The organism is Rhizobium sp. M1, from assembly GCF_002531805.1.
Lineage (GTDB): Bacteria > Pseudomonadota > Alphaproteobacteria > Rhizobiales > Rhizobiaceae > Rhizobium > Rhizobium etli_C.
The window spans coordinates 121,960-145,106 of sequence record NZ_NWSW01000001.1; the positions used below are offsets into that span (position 1 = coordinate 121,960).

At 62.7% G+C, this 23,147-nt stretch carries 23 protein-coding genes; 13 read left to right on the forward strand and 10 right to left on the reverse strand.

The genetic code is table 11. The annotated features are described in order from the left end of the window. Position 1: 1 nt before the first annotated feature. Positions 2-985, reverse strand: a complete 984-nt coding sequence (locus CO655_RS00615; RefSeq protein ID WP_097605945.1) for an NAD(P)H-dependent glycerol-3-phosphate dehydrogenase — start codon at positions 983-985, stop codon at positions 2-4. Beyond that, the gene (gene tsaD / locus CO655_RS00620) at positions 982-2,079 is read right to left on the reverse strand and encodes a tRNA (adenosine(37)-N6)-threonylcarbamoyltransferase complex transferase subunit TsaD (RefSeq protein WP_097605944.1); all 1,098 of its coding nucleotides are present in this window, start codon (positions 2,077-2,079) and stop codon (positions 982-984) included. The genes CO655_RS00615 and tsaD overlap by 4 nt, the downstream gene beginning before the upstream one ends. Before the next feature lie 72 nt (positions 2,080-2,151). On the opposite strand from tsaD, the gene hemC reads away from it, so the two are divergent. The 6 genes from hemC (at position 2,152) to CO655_RS00650 (ending at position 8,019) form a co-directional block, all read left to right on the forward strand. Continuing rightward, positions 2,152-3,081: a hydroxymethylbilane synthase gene (hemC, locus tag CO655_RS00625; protein ID WP_097605943.1), complete on the forward strand. Its 930-nt coding sequence runs from the start codon at positions 2,152-2,154 to the stop codon at positions 3,079-3,081. 7 nt (positions 3,082-3,088) lie between these two features. Further along, a complete protein-coding gene (locus CO655_RS00630; protein WP_097663486.1) occupies positions 3,089-3,796 on the forward strand; it encodes a uroporphyrinogen-III synthase in 708 nt (235 codons plus the stop codon). A 68-nt stretch (positions 3,797-3,864) separates the two neighbouring features. Next, positions 3,865-5,163, forward strand: coding sequence for a COG4223 family protein (locus CO655_RS00635; RefSeq protein WP_176539197.1), 1,299 nt, complete (start codon positions 3,865-3,867; stop codon positions 5,161-5,163). Positions 5,164-5,166: 3 nt separating this feature from the next. Next, a complete protein-coding gene (locus CO655_RS00640; protein ID WP_097663488.1) occupies positions 5,167-6,774 on the forward strand; it encodes a heme biosynthesis protein HemY in 1,608 nt (535 codons plus the stop codon). A 17-nt stretch (positions 6,775-6,791) separates the two neighbouring features. Then, positions 6,792-7,277, forward strand: coding sequence for a TerB family tellurite resistance protein (locus CO655_RS00645; RefSeq protein ID WP_097605940.1), 486 nt, complete (start codon positions 6,792-6,794; stop codon positions 7,275-7,277). Continuing rightward, complete coding sequence (locus CO655_RS00650) at positions 7,264-8,019, forward strand: glutamine amidotransferase (protein ID WP_245423738.1); 756 nt, start codon at positions 7,264-7,266, stop codon at positions 8,017-8,019. The genes CO655_RS00645 and CO655_RS00650 overlap by 14 nt, the downstream gene beginning before the upstream one ends. Before the next feature lie 32 nt (positions 8,020-8,051). Here CO655_RS00650 and CO655_RS00655 read toward each other — a convergent pair whose 3' ends face one another. Beyond that, a complete protein-coding gene (locus CO655_RS00655) occupies positions 8,052-9,284 on the reverse strand; it encodes an MFS transporter (RefSeq protein ID WP_097663490.1) in 1,233 nt (410 codons plus the stop codon). A gap of 139 nt (positions 9,285-9,423) precedes the next feature. Between CO655_RS00655 and CO655_RS00660 the strand changes: the two genes are divergently transcribed. After that, on the forward strand, positions 9,424-9,714 hold the full coding sequence (locus CO655_RS00660) for a YggT family protein (RefSeq protein WP_009993319.1): 291 nt from the start codon (positions 9,424-9,426) through the stop codon (positions 9,712-9,714). Beyond that, positions 9,711-10,022 (forward strand): DUF167 domain-containing protein, encoded by a 312-nt coding sequence (locus tag CO655_RS00665; RefSeq protein WP_097605936.1) that lies wholly within the window; start codon positions 9,711-9,713, stop codon positions 10,020-10,022. Before CO655_RS00660 ends, CO655_RS00665 begins: the two co-directional genes overlap by 4 nt. A 4-nt stretch (positions 10,023-10,026) precedes the next feature. Here CO655_RS00665 and ppa read toward each other — a convergent pair whose 3' ends face one another. The 4 genes from ppa to CO655_RS00685 form a co-directional block, all read right to left on the reverse strand. Continuing rightward, the gene (gene ppa / locus CO655_RS00670; protein ID WP_064683816.1) at positions 10,027-10,563 is read right to left on the reverse strand and encodes an inorganic diphosphatase; all 537 of its coding nucleotides are present in this window, start codon (positions 10,561-10,563) and stop codon (positions 10,027-10,029) included. 149 nt (positions 10,564-10,712) lie between these two features. Beyond that, entirely contained in the window at positions 10,713-11,219 is a 507-nt protein-coding gene (locus CO655_RS00675; RefSeq protein ID WP_010027368.1) for a GNAT family N-acetyltransferase, read from the reverse strand. A 198-nt stretch (positions 11,220-11,417) separates the two neighbouring features. Then, positions 11,418-13,238 carry a translational GTPase TypA gene (typA, locus tag CO655_RS00680; RefSeq protein ID WP_097663491.1) on the reverse strand — a complete coding sequence of 607 codons (1,821 nt, stop codon included), beginning with the start codon at positions 13,236-13,238 and terminating at the stop codon, positions 11,418-11,420. A gap of 158 nt (positions 13,239-13,396) precedes the next feature. Beyond that, positions 13,397-15,484 carry a M3 family metallopeptidase gene (locus CO655_RS00685; RefSeq protein ID WP_097605935.1) on the reverse strand — a complete coding sequence of 696 codons (2,088 nt, stop codon included), beginning with the start codon at positions 15,482-15,484 and terminating at the stop codon, positions 13,397-13,399. A 229-nt stretch (positions 15,485-15,713) separates the two neighbouring features. Here CO655_RS00685 and CO655_RS00690 point away from each other — a divergent pair, with 229 nt between their 5' ends. Then, positions 15,714-16,145, forward strand: coding sequence for a hypothetical protein (locus CO655_RS00690; RefSeq protein WP_010030754.1), 432 nt, complete (start codon positions 15,714-15,716; stop codon positions 16,143-16,145). A 1-nt stretch (position 16,146) separates the two neighbouring features. On the opposite strand, the gene CO655_RS00695 is transcribed toward CO655_RS00690, so the two are convergent. Continuing rightward, positions 16,147-16,788: a LysE family translocator gene (locus CO655_RS00695; protein WP_010030753.1), complete on the reverse strand. Its 642-nt coding sequence runs from the start codon at positions 16,786-16,788 to the stop codon at positions 16,147-16,149. 133 nt (positions 16,789-16,921) lie between these two features. Further along, complete coding sequence (locus CO655_RS00700; protein WP_097605934.1) at positions 16,922-17,590, reverse strand: NUDIX hydrolase; 669 nt, start codon at positions 17,588-17,590, stop codon at positions 16,922-16,924. A 170-nt stretch (positions 17,591-17,760) separates the two neighbouring features. Between CO655_RS00700 and CO655_RS00705 the strand changes: the two genes are divergently transcribed. Beyond that, positions 17,761-18,663, forward strand: coding sequence for a hypothetical protein (locus CO655_RS00705; RefSeq protein ID WP_097605933.1), 903 nt, complete (start codon positions 17,761-17,763; stop codon positions 18,661-18,663). Positions 18,664-18,722: 59 nt separating this feature from the next. After that, positions 18,723-19,934, forward strand: coding sequence for an adenylosuccinate synthetase (locus CO655_RS00710; protein WP_097663637.1), 1,212 nt, complete (start codon positions 18,723-18,725; stop codon positions 19,932-19,934). Positions 19,935-19,989: 55 nt separating this feature from the next. Here the strand turns inward: CO655_RS00710 and CO655_RS00715 are convergent, their stop codons facing one another. Then, on the reverse strand, positions 19,990-21,288 hold the full coding sequence (locus CO655_RS00715) for a mechanosensitive ion channel domain-containing protein (RefSeq protein ID WP_097663492.1): 1,299 nt from the start codon (positions 21,286-21,288) through the stop codon (positions 19,990-19,992). A 315-nt stretch (positions 21,289-21,603) separates the two neighbouring features. Here CO655_RS00715 and CO655_RS34205 point away from each other — a divergent pair, with 315 nt between their 5' ends. Both CO655_RS34205 and CO655_RS00725 read left to right on the forward strand, forming a co-directional pair. Beyond that, entirely contained in the window at positions 21,604-22,677 is a 1,074-nt protein-coding gene (locus CO655_RS34205) for a hypothetical protein (protein ID WP_245423739.1), read from the forward strand. Between the two features lie 14 nt (positions 22,678-22,691). Continuing rightward, complete coding sequence (locus CO655_RS00725; protein ID WP_097663493.1) at positions 22,692-23,102, forward strand: hypothetical protein; 411 nt, start codon at positions 22,692-22,694, stop codon at positions 23,100-23,102. Positions 23,103-23,147: the final 45 nt, after the last annotated feature.

Sequence of the window (23,147 nt, forward strand, 5' to 3'; positions counted from 1 at the left end):
CCTATTCGGTGGTGATGGGACGCGTCATCAACTGCTCGATGGCGTCCGAAATATCGAGCCTGCCGTCGATGATGGCGGAAACGGCGTCGGTGATCGGCATGCTGATCGAAAGCTCCGCGGCAAGCCGCGAGGCGACCGAGGCGGCGAGCGCCCCTTCCACCAGCGCGCCCTGCAGCGGGTCGGCCTTTTCGCCGCGCCCGAGCGCGATGCCGAAGCGCAGATTGCGCGATTGATGGCTCGTCGCCGTCAGCACCAGATCGCCGAGGCCGGAGAGCCCGCGCACCGTATCCGCCTGGCCGCCTTTGGCGACGACGAAGCGCGACATTTCCGCGAGGCCACGGGCAATCAACGCCGCACGGGCGGATTCGCCGATGCCGCGGCCCTCGACGATGCCGCAGGCGATCGCCAGCACATTCTTCAGCGCACCGCCGAGCTGCACGCCGATGCGGTCGCTGGAGGCGTAGAGCCGGAAGGTCCGGCCTGATATCGCCTGGGCGAGCCGCTCGGCAGTCTCCATATCCGCCGCCGCGATCGCCATCGCCGTCGGCAGGCCTTTGGCGATATCGGCGGCAAAACCGGGACCGGAGAGCACCGCCACCGGATGGTCCGGCAGTTCCCGCTCCAGCATGTCGGTCAACAGATTGCCCGTCGCCCGCTCGATGCCCTTGGCGCAGGTGACGACGACGGCATCCTTCGACAGATAGGGGCCATATTGCCGCGCCGCATCGGCCTGCGCCTGCGACGGCATCGCAAAAAGCACGATGGAGGCACCGGCGATCGCCTCCGCCTCGGCGGAAAATTCGAGCGATTCCGGCAGGACAATGCCGGGCAGCACCGCATCATGCAGACGCTCGGCCTTGAGATCGGCCATCAGTGACGGATTGCGTCCGACAAGTATCACCGCGCTGCGGCCGGCAAGGGTGATGACGGCGGCAAGCGCCGTTCCGAAAGCGCCCGATCCGATGACGGCGATTTTTTCGCTCATGCCTTGGCTCCTCTCTTTCCGAAGCCGATCAGCCTTTCGGCATTGGCATCGAGCGGCCAGCGCGAACGCGGCTGCACGTCGAGCGGATCGGGCGCGATACCTATGGCCATCCGCTCCAGGCCTGCCCAGGCGATCATCACCGCATTGTCGGTGCAGAGGCTCAGCGGCGGCGCGATGAAGCGGAAGCGGTTCTTGTCGCAAAGCCCCTGCAGCGTCGCCCGCAGCTCGAGATTGGCGGCGACACCGCCGGCAACGACCAGCGCCGGCGTCTCTCCGGTCGCCGGGAACTCCGTCTTGAACCGCTGCAGACCGCGGCCGATGCGGTCCTTCAGCGTGCGCGAAATCGCCCGCTGGAACGACGCGCAGATATCCGCCACGTCCTGATCGCTGAGCGGCGCGATCTCCTGCGCCGCCTGCCGCACGGCCGTCTTCAGGCCGGAGAAGGAGAAGTCGAGCCTTGCCTCGCCGACCAGCGGCCGCGGAAAATCGAAGCGGCCGGCATTGCCGTGCCGCGCCATGCGTTCCACCGCCGGGCCGCCGGGATAGGGCAGGCCGAGCAGTTTCGCCGTCTTGTCGAAGGCTTCGCCGAGCGCATCGTCGATCGTCGTGCCCCAGCGCTCGTAATCTCCGACGCCGCGCACCAGGATGAGCTGGGTATGACCGCCGGAGACGAGCAGCATCAGATAGGGAAAGGAAAGCCCGTCGGTCAGCCGCGCCGTCAGCGCATGGCCTTCGAGATGGTTGACCGCATAGAGCGGCTTGCCGGCGGCCTTGGCGATCGCCTTGCCGGTCATCAATCCCACCAGCAGCCCGCCGATCAGCCCCGGCCCCGACGTCGCGGCGATGGCGTCGACATCGGCCAGCGACACATTGGCGCGCTTCAGCGCCGCCTCGATCAGCTCGTCCAGCGCCTCGACATGGGCGCGCGCGGCGATCTCCGGCACCACGCCGCCATAGGCGCTGTGCTCATCGAGCTGGGAAAGCACGACGTCGGAGAGTATCCTGGAATGCCCCTCCGCATCGCGCTCGACGACCGCCGCGGCGGTCTCGTCGCAGCTCGTCTCGATGCCAAGGATGCGCAGAAAGGGAACCATAAGGCCTGTTCGTTCATTGCGATGGGGCCGAAACCCGGTTACGAGAACTCCGGTAACAACGGAACAGAGCGGATGCAAATAAAACCTTTCCGGATCGGCACACGGGGCAGCCCGCTGGCGCTTGCCCAGGCCCATGAAGCCCGCGACAGGCTGATGGCGGCGCATGGCCTGCCTGAAGAGATGTTCGAGATCGTCGTGCTGTCGACCAAGGGCGACCGCATCACCGACCGGTCGCTGGCCGAGATCGGCGGCAAAGGCCTCTTCACCGAGGAGCTCGAACAGAAGCTTGTCTCGGGCGAGCTGGATTTCGCCGTGCACTCCACCAAGGACATGCCGACGCACCTGCCGGACGGCCTTCATCTCTCCGCCTATCTGCCGCGCGAGGATATCCGCGACGCCGTCGTCGGCCGCACCGCGCCCAAGCTGATCGACCTGCCGCATGGCGCCACCGTCGGCTCCTCGTCACTGCGCCGCCAGGCACTGATCCGCCGCATGCGGCCCGACATCAACGTCATAACCTTCCGCGGTTCGGTCGAAACCCGGCTGCGCAAGCTCGAAGAAGGTCAGGTGGATGCGACGCTGCTGGCGCTTGCCGGCCTCAAACGTCTCGGCAAGGTCGAGGTGCTGACCGATATCCTCGATCCCGACAGCTTCCCGCCGGCGCCGGCCCAGGGAGCGATCTGCATCGAAAGCCGCGTCGGCGATACGGGGATCGACGACCTGTTGGCGGCGGTCAACGACGCCGCGACCTTCGACACCGTCTCCTGCGAACGTGCTTTCCTCGCCGCCCTCGACGGTTCCTGCCGCACGCCGATCGGCGGCTATGCCGTCTGCGAGGGCGACCTCATCCGCTTCTCCGGCCTGATCATCACACCCGACGGCCGCAGCCAGCATGCCGTGACGACCGACGGACATCGCCGCGATGCCGCCGCCCTCGGCACCCGCGCCGGCCAGGACGTGCGCGCAAGGGCCGGCAGCGCCTTCTTCGACGACTGGCACTGAAGCGGCCATGCGCGTGCTCGTCACCCGCCCCGCGCATTCGGCCGAGACAACCGCACAACGTCTGCGCGACATGGGCCACGAGCCGCTGCTGCTGCCGCTGCGTCGGCCACAACATGACAGTGCCGCAGCCGCCGGCGCGCTTGCCGCCACCAGCGGCGCGATCGCGGTGACCAGCGCCGAAGCCATGAGGGTCCTGTCAGCTCTCGGCGAGACACTTGGTCCGCACCTAGACCGCCCGATTTTTGCGGTCGGCGAGATGACGGCGCAAGCGGCGCGGCGCCTTGGCTTCCGGTCCGTCACCGCCTCTTCGGGCAACGGCCGCGATCTCGCCGATCTCGTCGCCGCGCAGAAAGCGGAGACGTTGCTCTATCTCGCCGGCCTGCCGCGCGCCGAAACCTTCGAAGGCAGATTGCGCGAACTCGGCATCCACTTTTCCGTCGCCGAATGTTATCGCATGCAGCCGGTCGCTCCCGGCCCGGCCGACATCGAGGCGATTTTTTCGGGCCATCGCCCGGATGCCGTTCTGTTCTATTCCCGGCAGACGGCCGAGGATTTCTTTCAGGTGGCAGAGCTGCGATCAGCTCTGTTGGAACAGGGCGGAATCCGCCTCCTCTGCCTCAGCGAGGCGGTGGCGCAGGCCATTCCGACCTCCCTGAAGGGAAGCGTGACGATTTCGCCGATGCCGGATGAGATAAGCCTTTTGTCGCTGCTTTGAATGCCCTGGCCGCCCAAATTTGATCTAACCTCTTCCCTTAATTGGCATCACTGTCTAGTTTCGTTGCAATGCAGGATAAAGAGGACCTCATGGTATCGGGAAACCCGCCACGCCATTCGAAGAGCGCCGACGAGCCGGTCACGATCGACCTTGAAGCACAGGATTTTGCCTCTGCAGCCGATACCGAAAAGCCGGTGGAAAATGATGTCGGCGATACCGACAACAGCCCCGCCGAGGCCGGCGTGACGCCCGAAACCGAAGCCGCGTCGCTGACCGAGCATGAACGCGCCGAACAGGAACAGCCGGAATTCGAAGGCCGGCCAGGGACGGATGCGCGAGAAGAGGAGCCGGCAGCGCCGGAACCTTCCTTCACGCCCGCTCCAGAACAGCAGGCGCCGCGGAGCGCCGGCACCTCCGCTCTCATCGCTGCCGGCATCTTCGGCGGCCTCGTGGCGCTGCTTGGCGCAGGCGCCATTCAATATGCCGGATACCTTCCGGGCTCCTCGGCGCCGCAGACGGCATCGCCTGACATCGCCGATCTTTCCGGTGAGATCGACGGCCTGAAACAGACCGTCGCCAACCTGGCCGCCAATCCCGCAGGCACGGGCGACGGCGCGCTTGAGACACGCCTCGCGGCGCTGGAAGCGGCTGCGAAAAACCCCGCAGCGGCGACGCCGGCCGATTCGGCAAATGTCGAGGCGCTCAACCAGAAGATTGCCGAGCTCAGCGGCCAGGTCGATCAGCTGCGCGCCACACTTGCCCAGTCCTCCGAGCAGCAGACGAGCAATGGCGCCGATATCGCCAAGCGCCTCGAGGAAGCTGAAAAGAAGCTGAACGAACCGCGCCAGGATGTCGCCGTCGCCCAGGCGATCGCGGCAGCCGCCCTCAAGGCGGCGATCGATCGCGGCGGGCCGTTCCTCGCTGAACTCGAGACCTTCGCCGGCGTCGCGCCCGACGATCCCGCCGTCGCCGACCTGCGTAGCTTTGCCGAGACCGGCATTCCCTCGCGCACCGAGCTCGTGCGTCAGGTTCCCGACGTTGCGACCGCGATCGTCGAAGCCGTCAACCAGCCGGATCCGAACCAGAGCTGGTCGGATCGGCTGATGGCGAGCGCAAAATCGCTGGTGACCGTCCGCCCCGTTGGCAATATCGAGGGCGAAAGCGTCGAAGCGATCGCCGCCCGCATGGAGGATAAGGTGAAGAACGGCGACCTGCCCGGTGCTTCCGCCGAATGGAATGCTCTGCCGGCCCCCGGAAAGCAGGCGTCCGCCGCCTTCAAGCAGTCGCTGGAGGCGCGCATCCGGGTCGAGGAACTGGTCGGCGGGGCGCTGTCGAAAGCGGTCAGCGGCGCCGGCAAGGAGGGCTGAGACATGGTCCGACTCGTCGTCTTCGCCCTGCTCGTATTGCTTCTCGCCTATGGGTTCTCCTGGTTCGCCGATCGTCCCGGCGATCTCTCGCTGATCTGGGAAGGCCAGATCTACCAGACGAAGCTGATCGTCGCCGTCAGCGCGATCATCGCTCTCATCGCCGCCGTGATGATCGTCTGGTGGTTCGTTCGCCTGATCTGGACCTCGCCGCATTCGGTGACGCGTTATTTCCGCGCCCGCAAGCGCGACCGCGGCTATCAGGCCCTGTCGACCGGCCTGATAGCCGCCGGCGCCGGCAATGCGCTCCTCGCCCGCAAGATGGCCGCCCGCTCGCGCGGTCTCATCCGCGCCGACCAGGAGCCGCTGATCAACCTGCTCGAAGCCCAGGCCGCGCTGATCGAAGGCCGCCACGACGAGGCGCGCGCCAAGTTCGAGGCCATGGCCAACGACCCGGAAACGCGCGAGCTCGGCCTGCGCGGCCTCTATCTCGAAGCCCGCCGTCTCGGCGCCAACGAGGCCGCCCGCCAATATGCCGAAAAGGCCGCCGACAACGCCCCTTATCTGCCCTGGGCCGCCCAGGCGACGCTCGAATATCGCAGCCAGGCCGGTCGCTGGGACGATGCGATCCGGCTGCTCGAACAGCAGAAGGCCGCCCGCGTCGTCGAAAAGACCGAAGCCAACCGCTTGCACGCGGTGCTGCTGACCGCGCGCGCCACCGAGAAGCTGGAAGGCAACCCTGCCGGCGCCCGCGACGACGCGCTGCAGGCGCTGAAGCTCGCCGCTGACTTCGTCCCGGCCGCCCTCATCGCCGCCAAGGCCTTGTTCCGCGAAGGCGGCCTGCGCAAGGCCGCTTCGATCCTCGAACAGGCATGGAAATCGGCGCCGCATCCCGAGATCGGCCAGACCTATGTCAGAGCCCGCAGCGGCGATTCTACGCTCGACCGGCTGAAGCGCGCCGAGCGGCTGGAGGCGTTGCGTCCGAACAATGTCGAATCCCTCCTCGTCGTCGCCCAAGCCGCGCTCGACGCGCAGGAATTCGCCAAGGCCCGCACCAAGGCGGAAGCGGCGGCGCGCATCGAGCCGCGTGAAGCCGCCTTCCTGTTGCTTGCCGACATCGAGGAGGCCGAGACCGGCGACCAGGGCCGCGTGCGCCACTGGCTGGCCCAGGCGCTGAAGGCCCCACGCGATCCGGCCTGGGTGGCGGACGGCTTCGTCTCCGACAAATGGCTGCCGGTGTCGCCCGTCACCGGTCGTCTCGATGCCTTCGAATGGAAGGCGCCTTTCGGTCAGATCGAGGGTCCGCTCGAAGACGGTTCGGCGCCCGCCGCGATCGAAACTGCCCTGAAGACCCTGCCGCCGCTGCGGGACGTCAGGCCGGAAAGCCCGGCCAACGATCACCGCATCATCGAGCTCGAACGCGCCGCGACGATCGCCGAGGCCGTGCGCCCCGCGCCGGCGCCGGCAAAGCCGAAGCCCGTCGAACCGGTCGCCGGTGATAAACCGCCGCTGCCGAACGAAGCAAAGCCCTTCTTTGGCGGGCTGCCGGATGATCCCGGCGTTCGCGATTCCAGGGCGGAACCGGAACCCAAGACACGGCTTCGCCTTTTCTGAAATGGAACGAAAACCGCATGTTCGAACGCTTTCAGGCATTCTTTCAGAAGCTCACTGCCGACCACCCCAGGAAGGGTTTCGCCCCGGATGATCCTCGCATCGCGGTGGCGGCGCTGTGCATGCAGGTCATGGAGGCCGACGGGCAGATCAAGGCCAGCGAGAAGAAGCGGCTGCGCAAGCTCCTGAAGGAACAATATGCGCTCGACGGCAAACAGCTCGACGCCCTGATGGCCGCCGGCCTCGAGGCCGAAAGCTCCGCGGTCGACTATTATCGCTTCACATCCGACCTGAAGCGGCACCTGAACACCGAGCAACGGCTGGAGCTGATCGGCATCCTCTGGGACATCGTCTATGCCGATGGCGAACGCAGCGAGATGGAAGATCATGTGATCTGGCGGATCGCCGATCTGCTGGGCGTTTCCGCGCGCGAGCGCATCCAGAAACGGCAGGAGGCCGCCGCCAGGGTGACGGATGTCCGGGTTTTGCAAGATGATTCCGACTGAGCGAATTCAGCACCGCGACGAGCGTCCGATCCTCATCGTCCTGCATCAGGAGCGATCGAGCCCCGGCCGCGTCGGTCAGCTGCTCGCCGAAAAGGGCTACCGCCTCGACATCCGCCGACCGGTGCTCGGCGAGCCGCTTCCGGCAACGCTCGAAGATCATGCCGGCGCCGTCGTCTTCGGCGGGCCGATGAGCGCCAATGATCCTGATGACTTCATCAAGAAGGAGATCGACTGGATCAAAATTCCGCTGCGGGAAAACCGTCCCTTTCTCGGCATCTGCCTCGGTGCGCAGATGCTGGTGCATCAGCTCGGTGGCAAGGTGCAGGCAAATACCGACGGCTCGACGGAAATCGGCTGGTATCCGCTGCGCCCAACCGAGAAGGGCCGGCTGCTGATGCATTGGCCGAAGATGGTCTATCATTTCCACCGCGAGGGTTTCGAGCTGCCGCATGGCGCCGATCTCCTGGCCGAAGGCGATGCCTATCCGAACCAGGCCTTCCGCTACGACGGCAATGCCTGGGGCCTGCAATTCCATGCCGAACTCACCCGGGTGATGATGCATCGCTGGGTCGTGCACGGCGCCCATCGCTTCATCCTGCCGAACGCCCAGCAGGGCCGCGAACATCTGGAAGGCCGCATGCTGTTCGACGCGCCGCTGAGAGCCTGGCTGACCGAATTCCTCGATCTCGTCTTCGAGGGAAAGACCGCAAAAGCGGCGCACCCAATCACGCTTCCTGCATAGGTGCGCGCCTCCGCAGATGCGACCTTCTCACGCTATGCAGGCGCGTCGAGCGTGTCGATCCTGCGCAGTTTCGGGAAGCTCGAAGCCCAGATCGCTGCAACGACCAGGGTTCCGATGCCGCCGATGACGACAGCCGGCACTGCGCCGAAGATCGAGGCCATCGTGCCCGCCCTGAATTCCCCGAGCTCGTTCGAGGCGCCGACGAAGACCATGTTGACCGCATTGACGCGGCCGCGCAGCTGATCCGGCGTCCACAGTGCAATCAGGCTCTCGCGCACATAGACCGACACCATATCCGCCGCCCCCATCAGCGCCAGTGCGGCGATCGAGACTTCGGTGTTGGTCGAGACCCCGAAGACGATGGTTCCGACGCCGAACAGGGCGACGCCGATGAACATGTAGATGCCAGCGCGGTGCTTCAGCGGATAGGCGGCCAGGAAAATCGCCATGACGATGGCGCCAAGCCCCGGTGCTGCGCGCAACAGTCCGAGGCCCCAGGGGCCAAGCGTCAGGATATCACGGGCGAAGATCGGCATCAGCGCGGTGGCGCCACCGAGCAGCACGGCAAAAAGATCAAGCGAAATCGCGCCGAGCACCACCTTTTCGGCGCGGATGAAACTGAAGCCGCCGAGGATCATCGCCCAGCTTTTGGCCTCCCCCACCGTCTTCTGCTCCGGCTTCGGGATCAGGAAGAGAAGGCCCGCGCCGAGAATGGAAAAGATCACCGCCACCGTATAGGCGGTCGTCGCGCTGACACCATAGAGCAGGCCGCCCATCACCGGCCCGGTGATCGCCGCAAGCTGCCAGGACGATGAATTCCAGGCGATCGCGTTCGAAAGTGCATGCTCCGGCACGAGATTGGGCGCGAGGGACTGCACCGCCGGCAACATGAAGGCGCGTTCGATGCCGAAGATCAGCAGCACCGCAAACACCGGCCAGGGCGCGAAGGTGTCGGTCGCCGTCATGACGAGCAGCGCCAGCGTGCAGAGCGCGCTCACCAGCGAGCACAACGCTGCGATGGCTCGGCGGTTGTGCCGGTCGGCCACCGAACCGGTGACGAGAATGAGCAGCAGCGACGGCAGGAACTGCACGAGGCCGATCAGGCCGAGATAGATCGCCTTGCCCGTCTGGTCGTACATCTGCCAGCCGACGGCGACGCTGACGATCTGCTGCGAGAAGGAGAGCAGAAAGCGGGCGAAGAAGAAGCGGGTGTAAGACGAATGCCGGAACGCGGCAAAACGGTCTCCGGTGGGCGAAAACGACATGAGCCTTGTCCGAGGAAGCGGGCGCCGGAATGGTTGCGAGGCCGCCCGTTAAACATGATTTGCCCTGCGTTCCCACACGGCACTTGCTCGTTTAGTTGCCAATGTCTACATGTCTGTCAACAACCAATTGGAGACGACGATGTTTGCCTTGTTTCAAACCATTGATTTGGTTTTGAATATTTATACGTGGATCCTGATTGCCAGCGCCGTTTTCTCCTGGCTCTATGCGTTCAACGTCATCAATTCCAGCAACCAGTTCGTCAATTCGGTCGGCATGTTCCTCTACAATGTCACCGAGCCGGTACTGAAGCCGATCCGTCGTCGGCTGCCGAACCTCGGCGGCATCGACATTTCACCGATCATCCTGCTGGTGATTATCTTCTTCCTGCGCACCTTCCTTTGGACCACAGTCTATCCGCTGGTGTCTTGAGCCCTCCCTGGAGGCTCTTCGCGGATCATCTGCGCCTGACTGTTCGGCTGACGCCGAATGGCGGGCGAGACGCGTTCGACGGCATTGAGACGGACAGCCAAGGCGAGACCTATCTGAAGGCGCGCGTCACCGCCGTTCCGGAAAAGGGAAAGGCTAATAAGGCCCTGATCGCGCTCGTTTCCAAATCGCTCGGCGTTGCCAAATCCAGCGTCAGCCTCGTTTCCGGCGAAACCGCGCGCAAAAAAATCCTCCGGATCGAGGGTGACCCGGAGGATTTGGCAAAAAAGCTCGAAACACTTTCAGGCTGAACGATCAGCCTTTCGTCTTCTTGGCACGCTCGATGGCCTCGAGGATCAGGGCGCCGGCTTCGCCGGAATCGCCCCAGCCGAAGATCTTCACCCACTTGCCGGGCTCCAGATCCTTATAATGCTCGAAGAAATGCTCGATCTGCTTCAGCGTGATCTCGGGAAGATCGGTATAATCCTTCACCTTCTCATAGCGCAGCGTCAGCTTCGGCGACGGCACGGCAATGATCTTCTCGTCCTTGCCCGAGTTGTCTTCCATCTTCAGGACGCCGATCGGGCGCACGTTGATGACGCAGCCGGGAACGAGCGGGCGGGTGCTGGCGATCAGCACGTCGATCGGGTCGCCGTCCTCAGACAGCGTGTGCGGCACGAAACCGTAATTGCCCGGATAGGTCATCGGCGTATAGAGGAAACGATCGACGACCAGCGTGCCGGCGTCCTTGTCCATTTCATACTTGATCGGATGACCGCCGACCGGAACCTCGACAATAACGTTGACGTCTTCAGGGGGATTATTACCGATGGAAACGGCGTCGATGCGCATACGAAACTCCTGCGAGGTTGAATTGCTCGCAGCCAGATAATCAGTTTCATGCGGCAACGCAACATTGGAGATCACCAATGCGTGATGGCGCCGGCACCCAACCACATCAAAATTCTAGCAGGAGATGAGCGAACTGCAGGCTGGACGGCTCAGTTCCAGATGAAGCCGATTTTCTTCAACTGCTTGTGGTCGAAATTTTCCATGCCTTCGCAGAAATCGATCCCGCCGTGATGGCGGTAGAAGCGGCTGGCGGTCTCGTTTTCCTCGAGGCACCAGACGACCAGCCCGTTGCAGCCGAGTGACTTCAACAGCCGGCGCGCCTCGCCGAACAGCATACGGCCGAGACCGATGCCCTGATATTCGGGACGAAGGTAGAGCTCGTAGATCTCGCCTTCCTGCGGCAAAGCGCGGGCGCGGTTGAGCCCGAGCGTCGCATAACCGGCGACCGTTCCGGCGACATCGAGAACCAGCAACGTCGCAGGTCCGCGCGTTGCCTTGCGCCACCAGTTTTCGCCGCGTCGCTCGATCATCTGCGTCAGGGCGCGATGCGGAATGATGCCTGCGTAAGTGTGCTGCCAGGCGAGCCTATGGGTTTCCGAAATGGCTCGGGCATCGTGCGGTTCAGCCCGCCGGACATCGATCGACAACGTCTTCATAACGTTTACTCTGGTCCTGCCGGAGGCAATTAACCATACGCGATGACGCATTCGGCTCGATTGCCCACAGACTTGATATGTGGACGACGAATAAATTTTAACGCTTTTTTAACGATTGTCACAAGTCGGAATCAGCGCAGCGCACAATAAAAAAACCCCGGCTCTAAGGCCGGGGTTCTCAAGGGTATCTCCGAATTCTCAGAGAGCCGCTTTCGACTTTTCGAACCGCTTGCGGTCGTTTGCGTCGAGATACATCTTGCGCAGACGAATATTCTTCGGCGTCACTTCCATCAGCTCGTCGTCCTGGATCCAGGAGAGCGCGCGATCGAGCGTCATGCGGATCGGCGGCGTCAGCTTCACCGCTTCATCCTTGCCGGCGGCGCGGATGTTGGTGAGCTGCTTGCCCTTCAGGACGTTGACTTCAAGGTCGTTGTCGCGCGAATGGATGCCGATGATCATGCCGGCATAGACCTTTTCGCCCGGCTCGATGATCATCGGGCCGCGATCTTCCAGGTTGAACATCGCATAGGCGACGGCTTCGCCGGCTGCGTTGGCGAGCAGCACGCCATTGACGCGGCCGCCGATCGCACCCTTATAGGGCTGGTAGTCGTGGAACAGCCGGTTCATGATCGCCGTGCCGCGCGTATCCGTCAGCAGCTCTGACTGGTAGCCGATCAGGCCGCGGGTCGGTGCATAGAAACGCAGGCGAAGACGATTGCCGCCCGACGGACGCAGCTCGACCATTTCGGCCTTGCGCTCCGACATCTTCTGCACGACGACACCGGAATGTTCTTCGTCGACGTCGACAACGACTTCCTCGATCGGCTCCAGCAGCTGGCCGCTTTCATCCTTGTGCATGACGACGCGCGGACGCGACACGGCAAGCTCGAAGCCTTCGCGACGCATGGTTTCGATGAGAACGGCGAGCTGAAGTTCGCCGCGGCCGGAGACGTAGAACGAATCCTTGCCTTCGGCTTCTTCGATCTTCAGGGCGACGTTGCCTTCCGCTTCCTTGAAGAGACGGTCGCGGATGACGCGTGAAGTCACCTTGTCGCCCTCGGTGCCTGCCAGCGGGCTGTCGTTGACGATGAAGGACATGGTCACCGTCGGCGGGTCGATCGGCTGCGCCTTCATGGCTTCCGAAACGGCCGGATCGCAGAAGGTGTCGGCAACGGTACCCTTGGAGAGGCCGGCGATCGCGACGATGTCGCCCGCATGCGCTTCATCAATTGCCGTGCGCTCGATGCCACGGAAGGCGAGGATCTTGGAGATTCGGCCGGTTTCGATCAGCTTGCCGTCCTGGTCGAGAACCTTGACGGCCTGGTTCGGCTTGATCGAGCCCGATGCGATGCGGCCGGTGATGATACGACCGAGGAAGGGGTTGGCTTCGAGGATCGTGCCGATCATGCGGAACGGGCCTTCCTCGACGGTCGGCTCCGGAACATGCTTGAGCACCAGGTCGAGAAGCGGCGCAAGACCCTGATCCTTCGGTCCCTCAGGATTGACGTTCATCCAGCCGTCGCGGCCCGAACCGTAGAGGATCGGGAAGTCGAGCTGTTCGTCGGTCGCGTCGAGATTGGCGAAGAGGTCGAAGACTTCGTTGATGACTTCTTCATGGCGGCCGTCCGGACGGTCGATCTTGTTGATCGCGACGATCGGACGAAGGCCGACCTTCAGCGCCTTGCCGACGACGAACTTGGTCTGCGGCATCGGGCCTTCGGAGGCATCGACGAGAACGATCGCACCATCCACCATCGACAGAATGCGCTCGACTTCACCGCCGAAGTCGGCGTGGCCGGGGGTATCGACGATGTTGATGCGGACACCCTTCCACTCGACCGAGGTCGCCTTGGCGAGAATGGTGATGCCGCGTTCTTTTTCGAGATCGTTCGAGTCCATCACGCGTTCGGCTACGCGCTGATTTTCGCGGAACGAGCCGGACTGCTTGAGAAGCTCATCCACCAGGGTCGTCTTGCCATGGTCAACGTGCGCGATGATCGCGATATTGCGAAGTGCCATATGTGAAATCTCTGAGGCTGGGGCGCTACGCTCATGAGGACGCGCCTATTAGTTTGGGGCGTCCATACAGTTTTTTTTGCGCTTGCGAAAGGGGGAAACGCGCAAAAGCTGCGGCAAGGCCGTCGCCCCGCCGCATCACAGATTGTCATCAAATTGTCTTAGGCGTCGCTGCCTGTCAATTCCTCGAAGGTCGAAAGTCCCTTTTTGATCAGCATCGCATCCGGGCTCGGCAGCTTGCCGCGGAAGGCCTTGTAGGCATCTTCCGGATCGACCGAGCCGCCGACGGAATAGATGTTTTCCTTGAGCTTTTTCGCCATCTCGCCGTTGAAGGCGTCGCCCGTCTCCTCGAAGGCGGCAAAGGCATCGGCGTCGAGCACCTCGGACCACATGTAGGAATAATAGCCGGCCGAATAGCCGCCGGAGAAGACGTGCTGGAAGTGCGGCGTGGCGTGGCGCATGACGATCGATTTCGGCATGCCGATCTCGGCCAGCACCTCCGCCTGCACGGCCATCGGGTCGGCGACCGCCTCGCGCGTATGGAAGGCCATGTCGACCAGCGCCGACGAGGTGAACTCGACGGTGTTGAAGCCGGCATTGAAGGTGCGGGCCGCCAGCACCTTGTCGAGCAGCGCCTGCGGCATCGGTTCGCCGGTTTCGAAATGCACGGCATAGCGCTTCAGGATATCGGGCACGGTCAGCCAGTGCTCGTAGAGCTGCGACGGCAGCTCGACGAAATCGCGCGAGACGCCGGTGCCGGAGACCGAGGGATAGGTGACATTCGAAAGCATGCCATGCAGCGCATGGCCGAATTCGTGGAACAGCGTGCGGGCATCGTCGAGCGACAGCAGCGCCGGCTTGCCCTCGGCCGGCTTGGCGAAATTGCAGACATTGTAGATGATCGGCAATTCGCCGTGGCGGCCGTTTCTCAGTTCGAGCTTGTGCTGCGATTGCAGCGAGCTCATCCAGGCGCCGGACCGTTTCGAACCGCGGGCGAAATAGTCGCCGAGGAACAGGGCGACCAGCCTGTCTTCGCGGTCCCTGATTTCGAACACTCTGACGTCAGGGTGATAGGCGGCGACGCCCTTCTTCTCGACCGCACGGATGCCGAACAGCCGGCCGGCGACGTCGAAGCAGGCCTCGATGATCTTCTCGAGCTGCAAATAGGGCTTGAGCTCGGCCTCGGAGAAATCGAACTTCCGGGCCCGGATCTTTTCGGAATAGTGGCGCCAGTCCCAGGGCATCACCTCGTGGTTCCGGCCCTCTTCGGCGATCAGCGCCGCGATATCGATCTCCTCCTCGCCGGCGCGTTTCACCGCCCGCGCCCAGACCGCTTTCAGCAGGCCGTTCACCGCTTCCGCCGTCTTCGCCATGGTGTTGTCGAGCTTCAGCTCGGCGAAATTGCCGTAGCCGAGCAAGCTCGCCACCTGATGGCGCAGCGCCAGCGTTTCCCGGATGACGGCGCGATTGTCCGTCTCTCCGCCGTTTTCGCCGCGGGCCACCCAGGCCTTGAAGGCCTGCTCGCGCAAATCCCGGCGCTCCGAGAAGGTGAGGAACGGCTCGATGATCGAACGTGACAGTGTCACCGCAAATCTGCCCTCCTCGCCGCGCTCGCGCGCCGCCGCAGCCATCGCGTCGCGCAGGAACTCCGGCAACCCGTCGAGCTCGGGCCCATCGGAAAGCACCAAGGCCCAGGCCTTTTCGTCGGCCAGAACGTTCTGGCCGAATTGCGTCCCGAGGCCGGCAAGCCTTTCGTTGATTTCGGCAAGCCTCTCCTGCTCGGCCTTCTCAAGCTTGGCGCCCGACTTGACGAAGCCCTTCCAATGGCGTTCCAGCACCCGCGTCTGTTCCAGCGTCAGGCCGAGGCTCTCGCGCTTCTCCCAGAGCGTGTCGATGCGGGCAAAAAGCGCGGCATTCATGCCGATCTTCGAATAGTGGCGCGACATCTTCGGCGAGATTTCCCGCTCCAGCGCCTGGATCACATCATTGGTATGCGCACCCGCCTTGTTCCAGAACAGCGCCGAAACGCGCGACAGCGCATCGCCGGCAATCTCCAGCGCCGTGACCGTGTTGTCGAAGGTCGGCGCATCGCTGTTCCCGGCGATCTCGTCGATTTCTTGTTCATGCGCGGCCAGCGCCGCATCGAAGGCGGCAGCAAAATCGCCGTCATCGATGGCGTCGAAACGCGGCAGGCCGTGCAGGCCGTCCCAGTTGGTGAGCGCCGGATTGAAATCATGGGGAGAAGGCATGGGAGAATTCCTTTTGGTATGCGACTGGATGGATCAATATAGGAGGGCCGCCATGGAATTGGTATGTTTCGGCAGCCAGGCTTTTGTCTCGCGCCTAGCGATCTGATGCACGTCAGCCAAATTGGTGGACAAGCTTGGTCACGTGCAAATTAACCATTTGTTAACGATTGACGCGAATCACGCGCAAGCGCTAGTTTCCGGGTGATCTTCCTGCCAGGGGACATGCGCCATGGAAATTTTTTCCCTGCGGTCTTCTCAGAGTTTGCTATTTAAAAACAACCCTAATAACGCAAAAAATTCGAAGACTGCCGATATTCACATCGAGATCAAGGCTCCGGCCCCCGTCTCGTTCCAGATCGAAGACAATCCCGACGAGGGGCCCGATTTTACTGCCGTCAGCCCCGGAGAGCTGCGCACCTACGCGCGCCAAAGCTTCGACAGCGGCGTGATCGATCAGAACACCTACGCCGCGATCTCCGAGCCTCTGCCGATGCACGCAATCGATCCGCTCGGCAACATCATCGACCTCTCCGGCGTCACCGACGGCACGAGCTTCAATTTCCTCGATTATTACAGGAACCAGCTGCAGGTCGCCATGTCGATCGGCGATTCCAACGACGTTCAGACGCTGAAATCGATCGTCAATTTCCTGGATGGCTGAATCAGGCCTTGCGCCAGCCGATGAGGCCGGGCGTCGCGTGCCATAGCGCCTGGGCGGCAAAACCCATGAAGAGGACGCCGGAGCAGCGCACGATCAGCCGTTCATGGGCGCGATAGAAGCGCCGCACGGCGCCTGCGCCGATAATGCCGATCAGGATGACGTCGGCCGTCACGAATCCCAGGAAGGACACGCCGAGAAGCACCGGCAGCGCCTCGAAATCGAGCGCGCCGGCAGAGCCTGCGACCAGGGCGGTGAAGGTGGCGAGCGCCACCGGATAACCCTTCGGATTGGTGACGCCGAAGATCAGGCCGCGGCGAAACGGCCGCTCGACCATGACAAGCGCCTGCCCATCCGCTTTCGGCTTGGCATTGACCGCGCTCCAGCCGATCCAGGCGAGATAGAAACCGCAGGCGAGACCGAGCAGATCAAAGACGAAGGTCCCGATCGTCTTCGCGCCGACAATCGCGATCAGCGCCAGCGACGACCAGATCAGATCCCCGACCAGATGCCCCATCATGAAGAAGGCCCCAGCCTTGCGCCCCTGCCCGGCGCCGATGCCGAGCAGCTGCAGGAAGGCGGGTCCGGGAATGAGCACATAGAAGAGCGCCGCCAGGAAGGCGCCGAACAGCAGGGACTGCGTCATGGAAATGCTCCGAGGGTGATTGGGGCAGACTATGCGATCATGGCCGCCCGTCAAGGGACTGCAGCGTCTCGCCCGCGGCCGATATTTTTCACCATGCTCGTTCCCACGATCCGATGGGTGGCGACTGATGCACTCAAATTCTTCGGTCGAACACGGCAACCGGCGTCTTCAGCCGATAGAGCGTCGTCGGTCGTCGGACCCGCTCAGTCTGCCGTTTTTCGCCCTCGACCACCTCGAGCAGATCCAGATCGTTGATCTTGCGGCGAAAGGCACTTTGATCCAGCCGTTCGCCCATCACTGTTTCATAGATTGCCTGCAGTTCCGACATCGTAAACACGGCGGGAAGCAGCCTTGCCGGAATGGTCGAATAGGCGCCTTTGCCGCGCAGCCGCTCCAACGCAGCGTCCACGATTTCATTATGGTCGAAGGGCAGCTTGCCTGCAGCCTCGACTGGCCGCAACTCCAGCAGACTGGCGCCACCTGCCAAAGCTCCCCGCGGGACCAGCGCAAAATACGCGATCGATACCGACCAGTCGCGAGGATCTCGTCGCGCCGACGCGAAGGTCCGGAGTTGCTCGAAGAATATGCCCTCGACCCCTGCCTTGGAAAGAAGGATGCGCCGGACCGCCGCCTCCGCGTCGGCGTCCTCGTCCGTATGCACATAGCCGCCGATCAGCGCCGGATCGCCGACAAACGGCTCGGCGGGACGCTCAAGCAACGCCACGCATAGCTTTCCTTCGTGTAGCGTCAGTAAGACGATGTCGACCGTCACGATCGGTCGTGCGAACTCAGCCTCTGCCATCAGAATGTTCCTGCCGCCCTTCGTAGCCTCATAGCGGCCAATCGGGGAAAAAACAATTTGCAAATAGCAACTTGCAAAGTGCAATTTGCAAGTCTATATAGTTTGCTATGACGACGGCGGGCGGGGCGCCTAAGCCGGATCGCCAAGACAGCCAGCAAAGGAGTAATGCCATGGGTATGGGACGTTTCAGCACCGCCGACTGGGCGGCCTACAATGCACGCCATGTGGACGGCCGCAGCCGGTCGGAAATATTCGGCGCCACCGGCATCGATCCGCGGTTCGATCCGGCGCGCTTTTCCACCCGCGAGAGCCGCGACAGCGCCTACAATCCGCAATCGACTCCGATCATTCTAGCTTCGGATGTGACCGGCTCGATGGGCATGATCGCCCACGAGCTTATGCGCGGCGGGCTCATCACCCTGACATCGGAGATCTACGACCGCCGTCCGGTATCCGATCCGCACATCATGGTGGCGGCGGTCGGAGATGCGTTCACCGATGCCGCACCCCTGCAGGCCACCCAGTTCGAGGCCGATATCTCGCTTGCCAGCCAGATCCGCGCCTTGTGGCTGGAAGGCAATGGCGGTGGCAATAACGGCGAGAGCTACAGCGCCGCCCACCTTCTGGCAGCCCTCAAAACCTCGACCGACGCCTTCGAAAGACGCGGCCGCAAGGGGTATCTCTTCACCATCGGTGACGAGCCGGTTCACAACGGCCTGTCCGCCGACCAGATCGCCCGCATCTTCGGCATCGAACCACCGCGCGGCCTGAGCGCCCGGGAATGCCTCGCGATGGCGCAGAGATCCTACGAGGTCTTCCACATCGTCATCCGCGAGGGCTATGCAGCCACGGGACTTGACCGGGTGCTGCGGAGCTGGCAGCCGCTGCTGCCCGGCCGCACCTTCGTGCTCGATGACTACAGGCGCATTGCCGAATTGGTGGTTTCGATCATCGAAATCACCGAGGGCCGGGATGCCGGCGAGGTGGCCGCCAGCTGGCCGGATGCGGCGGCGGCAGTCGTGGCCAAGGCCATTGGCGAACGCCATAACCGGCGCCTGCTACCCCTCTTCTAAGTGAGATATTTTGAAAGGCCCCGGCGCGATCGCTCCGGGCGCCGTCGAGGAGCAGAATGATGAGTATCCCAGCAAAGGCCGTGATCGGCGCGCTTTACGGCGACGAAGGCAAGGGACTGATGGTCGATCGCCTTGCCGCAGTCACGCCAGGAGCCGTAGTGGTTCGCAGCAATGGCGGCGCTCAAGCCGGCCATACCGTGGTCGATCCCGCCGGCATCCGCCACGTCTTCCACCATATCGGCTCGGGCAGCTTTGCCGGAGCTGCCACCCACTTCAGTCGCTTCTTCGTCGCTCACCCGATGCTGTTTCTCGACGAGTTGGCCGCCCTTAATGAGCGGGGTGCGAAGCCTCAAACCAGCAGCGACCCGCGCGCCCTGATCACCACACCTTTCGACGTCCTGATCAACCAGGCCGTGGAGTTGGCGCGGGGCACTGCCCGCCACGGAAGCTGCGGCCTCGGCTTCGGCGAGACTATCGAGCGCAATCTGCACTCCGACTTCGCCCTTTCGACAAAGGACCTGTTTCGCCCTGATCTGCACGCCCGCCTTGTTTCGATCCGCGACGGCTGGGTGCCTCGACGGCTCGCCGCGCTCGGCATCACCGCCTTACCCGAAGAACTGGCTGCCGTACTGGCTGACGACATCACCATCGCCGGCTTCGAAGCTGATTGCGCCGCCTATCTCGACCACGTCACGCTGTGGCCCGACCGACGGCTGTGCGAACGCGGCACCGTCATCTTCGAGGCGGCACAAGGCCTATGCCTCGATCAAAACCGTGGCGCATTTCCTCACGTCACCCGTTCGAATACCGGGCTAGCAAATATACGCGCGATCGCCGCCGAGGCCGGCGTCACAGAGTTGGACGCGATATATGCGACGCGCTGCTACACCACTCGCCACGGCGCCGGACCCCTCGAGGGAGAGGTTCCCACACTTCCTGGCGTCAATGTCGTCGACCCCACCAACGCACCGAACGAATGGCAAGGTAGCCTAAGGCTCGCCCCGCTCGATCTCTTCATGCTCCGCAAGGCCATCGCAGATGATCTGACCTCGGATCGCGGCGGTATTGCGGTCAAAGCCGGGCTGGCGGTAACCTGTCTCGATCAGACGGAAGACGGCTTTGCCGTCACCGATCAAGAGGAAGTAATCCGGCTTGATCCTGTCAAGGCCGCGCCTGATATAGCCGATTTCGTCGGCCTGCCGCTCTGGGCCGAGAGCTGGGGACCGCGGCGTCGTGACGTCAGGCTCTATGTCGAAGCAGCCGTCGCCTAATTCACGCAGCAATAAAAGCCCGCTCGGCATTTGCCGGCGGGCTCAATATCGTCGCTTAGTCCTGGCGCGACTGCTTGATTTCGACAGGCGTCCTCATGATGATTTCCCGGTGCGGGAACGGGATCGACACCCCGGCTTCCTTGAACGCGTCCCAAAGCGCCATCAGCACCTGGCCCCTGACATTCGTCAGACCATTTGCGGGATCGGAGATCCAGAAGCGGAGCCGGAAATCAAGCGACGAAGCGCCAAAGCAGGTAAGCCAGCATACCGGCGCCCTGTAATCGCTGGCAACGCGATCCACCGTAGAGGCAGTCGCGATTGCGATTCTGGCGACTTCATGGGGATCGCTGTCATAAGCCGTGCCGAAGTCGACATCGATCCTGACGTAGTCACTGGAGAACGACCAGTTGACGACCTGTTGGGAAATGAAATCCTCGTTGGGGATCAGGTATTCTTTGCCGTCACGCGTGATGACCGAGACGAACCGCGAGCGCAAATCGCGGATCGCACCGAAAGTATCGCCGAGCGTGATCGTGTCGCCTGGCTTGATGGATTTATCGAGCAGGATGATGATGCCCGAAATGAAGTTCGATACGACTTTCTGAAGGCCGAAACCTATTCCGACGCCGACTGCGCCGGAAAAAACGGTCAATGCCGTAAGGTCGATGCCGGTCGCTGACAAGGCAATTGCGCCGGCGATCATGATCAAGCCGATTTTTATGAACTTGCTGATCAGGACCTTGATCGATGGCGAAAGATCGCCCGACCTCTGCACCCAACGGGACAGGACATTGCCGACGAGAACCGCCACCCAGATGAGCGCGACAGCCAAGACGACCGCTTTCAGCACAAGAAGGAGTGAAAGGCGCACGGCCCCCAGATTGACAGCCAGGCCATCGAGCGCGGAAAGCACCGGACCGTCAAGCCGGAGCGCGTACAACGCGACGTAGCTCCAACTGACGATTGCGACCGTTCGCGACAAGGTGGGATTATGGATAATCTTGGTCAGTACGGAGATGATGAACCACGCTGCCGTCAGCGTCAGGGCAGTCGCCACGAGCCACCGTTGCGACGGCCAGGTGTTTTGGGTGAGAGCGACGTTTGCAAGCCACAGCCATACCGCAAGAAAGAGCCACTTCAAGCGCCGCATGAAGGCGATTATGACGCGCAAGAGGTCCGGATTACCTTTGATGCGCCTGGCTTTCGCTTCCAACGCAGGTTCAGTGCGTGATGCCAGGAACGACGCCGCGACGTAACCGGCAGCGATAATCCCGAATTGGTAGAGCATCCATTCGCTGAAGACAAACGTTCGGAACCACTGTTCGAACGCGTCGATTGTCTGCCTGACATCCATGGTTCCGGCCTTTGTAGCCCTTCAAGGCAGATAAAGGCGTCGACACCATTTTTGTTCAATTATCCAACAATGGCCGGTGATGTTGCCGCCAATTTCGTGGGGGAGCGCGACCACGACAGGCGGTGACGTGTCGGACCGACCTTTCCTTTTTGCGCGGCCTTCATATCTAAGTCGGCGGAAACGGCGCGCAGGAGAGAAATTCTTGAACATCATCGGGGCGATAAGTGGAGTGATCGATCGAAAGACTGTCGTTCCTCTGAGAACCTGCGTCCGCCGACGTGCCGCGCTGTCTCCGGCTCAATGAGGATAAATATCATGTCGCGTCCGTCATTTGCCGGTGTCGCAGCGCTATCGCTTGTGATGGCTGCCTCGTTGCCCTCTTCCGTGTGGGCGCAATCTCACTCCGCCCCGGCGGGCATCGAAAACCCGTCACCGACATCTTTGCCGAAGATCGCCGCCGGCCGCGCCGGTTTTGACGTGAAGATGCTCGAACCGGTCAACGGTATCGACTACCGGACCTACGGCCACATCACCTATGCGATGTTCCTCGATCCGGACGGTGATCACGAGGCGATCTTCAAGAAATTCGGGACGGACAGGGCCGGTTATGAGGCCGCTGGCGCCACCTTTAGCGAGCGCATGAAAGAGGATCAGACCTTTGCGATGGTCGAGATGTTCGGCGCTTATTTTGCCGAGGACGCGCAAGGCACCTATGCGGCGCTCGGCCGCGATGTCGCCCAGTCGGTGCTGAACCAGGCGCCGCTTCGGGAGACCGAGCCGATGTCTGAGGAAAAATTCCGGGAGATACAGATCTATTACAGCCGCAAGGTTTCGGTCGCCGGCACGGCACTCGCGCAGCAGGATGAGATCCTCAAGCCGTATCATATCACCTTCAACGACTTCAACATCGTCGGCGCCTGGTTCTCGCGCCGGCTGGCGTTGCAGACGGCCGATCTCTCGACGCCCCAGGAAAGCCCGCCGGCGCGCGCCGAAGGCACGCCGGCCGAGCGACCGGAATGGGGAGGCCTGTGGCGCTTCACCTGGAAGACCCTTCAGCATACCGATACGGAAATGAAGGTGGTGGACGCCAGCCGCGACATCTGCGTCAAGAACGACATGACCGCGGATACCCTGCCGCTGATGCCCAAACCCTCGGGCGTCAAATGCGTGCTGATCGACAAGATCCACTTCTACGACAGCGGCGTCCAGATGAGCGCGGAATGCGACCACGGCGGCATCGGGACGTCATGGGGGCTCTACCTCCAACCGGAAAATGGCGGCGAAAGCTTCAGCGGCCAGATCTCCTATAACGAGGTCTACGAGGGCGATTCCGACATGCCGCAGCCGACCACGGATGTTCAGGTCAAGCGGATTGGCGAGTGCCAATGAGGAGAGCGAAAACCATGATGCGCTGTGTTCTTGCCGCCGCATTCGTGCTGAGCCCGGCCGCCGCCTTCGCTGAGGAGAGCGGCCTTCCCACGGGCCTCTGGCAGGTGAGGATCTTTACTCCGGTTCCCACGCCCGAGCTGAAGAACGATGAGCAGGTCTTCAAGATTTGCTACGACAAGGCGGCCGTGAAGAGCCACATGAACCCGGTTCTGCCGAAAGCGCAGGCCGCCAAATGCAAGCTGGGTTTCACCGACATGGGTGACCTGGCCTATGATGCGAGCTGCAAGGACGGCGATCACCGGCTGCGCATTTCGGAAGCTGCTGACGGCTTGTGGCGCGGGACCTACCGTTTCGTCGGAAAGAAGGACGACGTCACTCTGGAGCCTGCAGTCGAACTGAAGAGGATCGCCGATACCTGCGACTAGATTTTGCGACTACCCCGCACGCGGAATGTCGGGCATCCGATCATT

What these genes read in the sequence shown, in the direction of transcription:
- hemC (WP_097605943.1), top strand. Translation starts at nt 2,152, where the DNA reads ATGCAAATAAAACCTTTCCGGATCGGCACACGGGGCAGCCCGCTGGCG.
- CO655_RS00725 (WP_097663493.1), top strand. Translation starts at nt 22,692, where the DNA reads ATGATGCGCTGTGTTCTTGCCGCCGCATTCGTGCTGAGCCCGGCCGCC.
- CO655_RS00650 (WP_245423738.1), top strand. Translation starts at nt 7,264, where the DNA reads ATGATTCCGACTGAGCGAATTCAGCACCGCGACGAGCGTCCGATCCTC.
- CO655_RS34205 (WP_245423739.1), top strand. Translation starts at nt 21,604, where the DNA reads ATGTCGCGTCCGTCATTTGCCGGTGTCGCAGCGCTATCGCTTGTGATG.
- CO655_RS00640 (WP_097663488.1), top strand. Translation starts at nt 5,167, where the DNA reads ATGGTCCGACTCGTCGTCTTCGCCCTGCTCGTATTGCTTCTCGCCTAT.
- CO655_RS00710 (WP_097663637.1), top strand. Translation starts at nt 18,723, where the DNA reads ATGAGTATCCCAGCAAAGGCCGTGATCGGCGCGCTTTACGGCGACGAA.
- CO655_RS00695 (WP_010030753.1), bottom strand. Translation starts at nt 16,788, where the DNA reads ATGACGCAGTCCCTGCTGTTCGGCGCCTTCCTGGCGGCGCTCTTCTAT.
- CO655_RS00715 (WP_097663492.1), bottom strand. Translation starts at nt 21,288, where the DNA reads ATGGATGTCAGGCAGACAATCGACGCGTTCGAACAGTGGTTCCGAACG.
- ppa (WP_064683816.1), bottom strand. Translation starts at nt 10,563, where the DNA reads ATGCGCATCGACGCCGTTTCCATCGGTAATAATCCCCCTGAAGACGTC.
- typA (WP_097663491.1), bottom strand. Translation starts at nt 13,238, where the DNA reads ATGGCACTTCGCAATATCGCGATCATCGCGCACGTTGACCATGGCAAG.
- CO655_RS00635 (WP_176539197.1), top strand. Translation starts at nt 3,865, where the DNA reads ATGCAGGATAAAGAGGACCTCATGGTATCGGGAAACCCGCCACGCCAT.
- CO655_RS00615 (WP_097605945.1), bottom strand. Translation starts at nt 985, where the DNA reads ATGAGCGAAAAAATCGCCGTCATCGGATCGGGCGCTTTCGGAACGGCG.
- CO655_RS00630 (WP_097663486.1), top strand. Translation starts at nt 3,089, where the DNA reads ATGCGCGTGCTCGTCACCCGCCCCGCGCATTCGGCCGAGACAACCGCA.
- CO655_RS00705 (WP_097605933.1), top strand. Translation starts at nt 17,761, where the DNA reads ATGGGTATGGGACGTTTCAGCACCGCCGACTGGGCGGCCTACAATGCA.
- CO655_RS00685 (WP_097605935.1), bottom strand. Translation starts at nt 15,484, where the DNA reads ATGCCTTCTCCCCATGATTTCAATCCGGCGCTCACCAACTGGGACGGC.
- CO655_RS00675 (WP_010027368.1), bottom strand. Translation starts at nt 11,219, where the DNA reads ATGAAGACGTTGTCGATCGATGTCCGGCGGGCTGAACCGCACGATGCC.
- CO655_RS00660 (WP_009993319.1), top strand. Translation starts at nt 9,424, where the DNA reads ATGTTTGCCTTGTTTCAAACCATTGATTTGGTTTTGAATATTTATACG.
- CO655_RS00655 (WP_097663490.1), bottom strand. Translation starts at nt 9,284, where the DNA reads ATGTCGTTTTCGCCCACCGGAGACCGTTTTGCCGCGTTCCGGCATTCG.
- CO655_RS00700 (WP_097605934.1), bottom strand. Translation starts at nt 17,590, where the DNA reads ATGGCAGAGGCTGAGTTCGCACGACCGATCGTGACGGTCGACATCGTC.
- CO655_RS00690 (WP_010030754.1), top strand. Translation starts at nt 15,714, where the DNA reads ATGGAAATTTTTTCCCTGCGGTCTTCTCAGAGTTTGCTATTTAAAAAC.
- CO655_RS00645 (WP_097605940.1), top strand. Translation starts at nt 6,792, where the DNA reads ATGTTCGAACGCTTTCAGGCATTCTTTCAGAAGCTCACTGCCGACCAC.
- tsaD (WP_097605944.1), bottom strand. Translation starts at nt 2,079, where the DNA reads ATGGTTCCCTTTCTGCGCATCCTTGGCATCGAGACGAGCTGCGACGAG.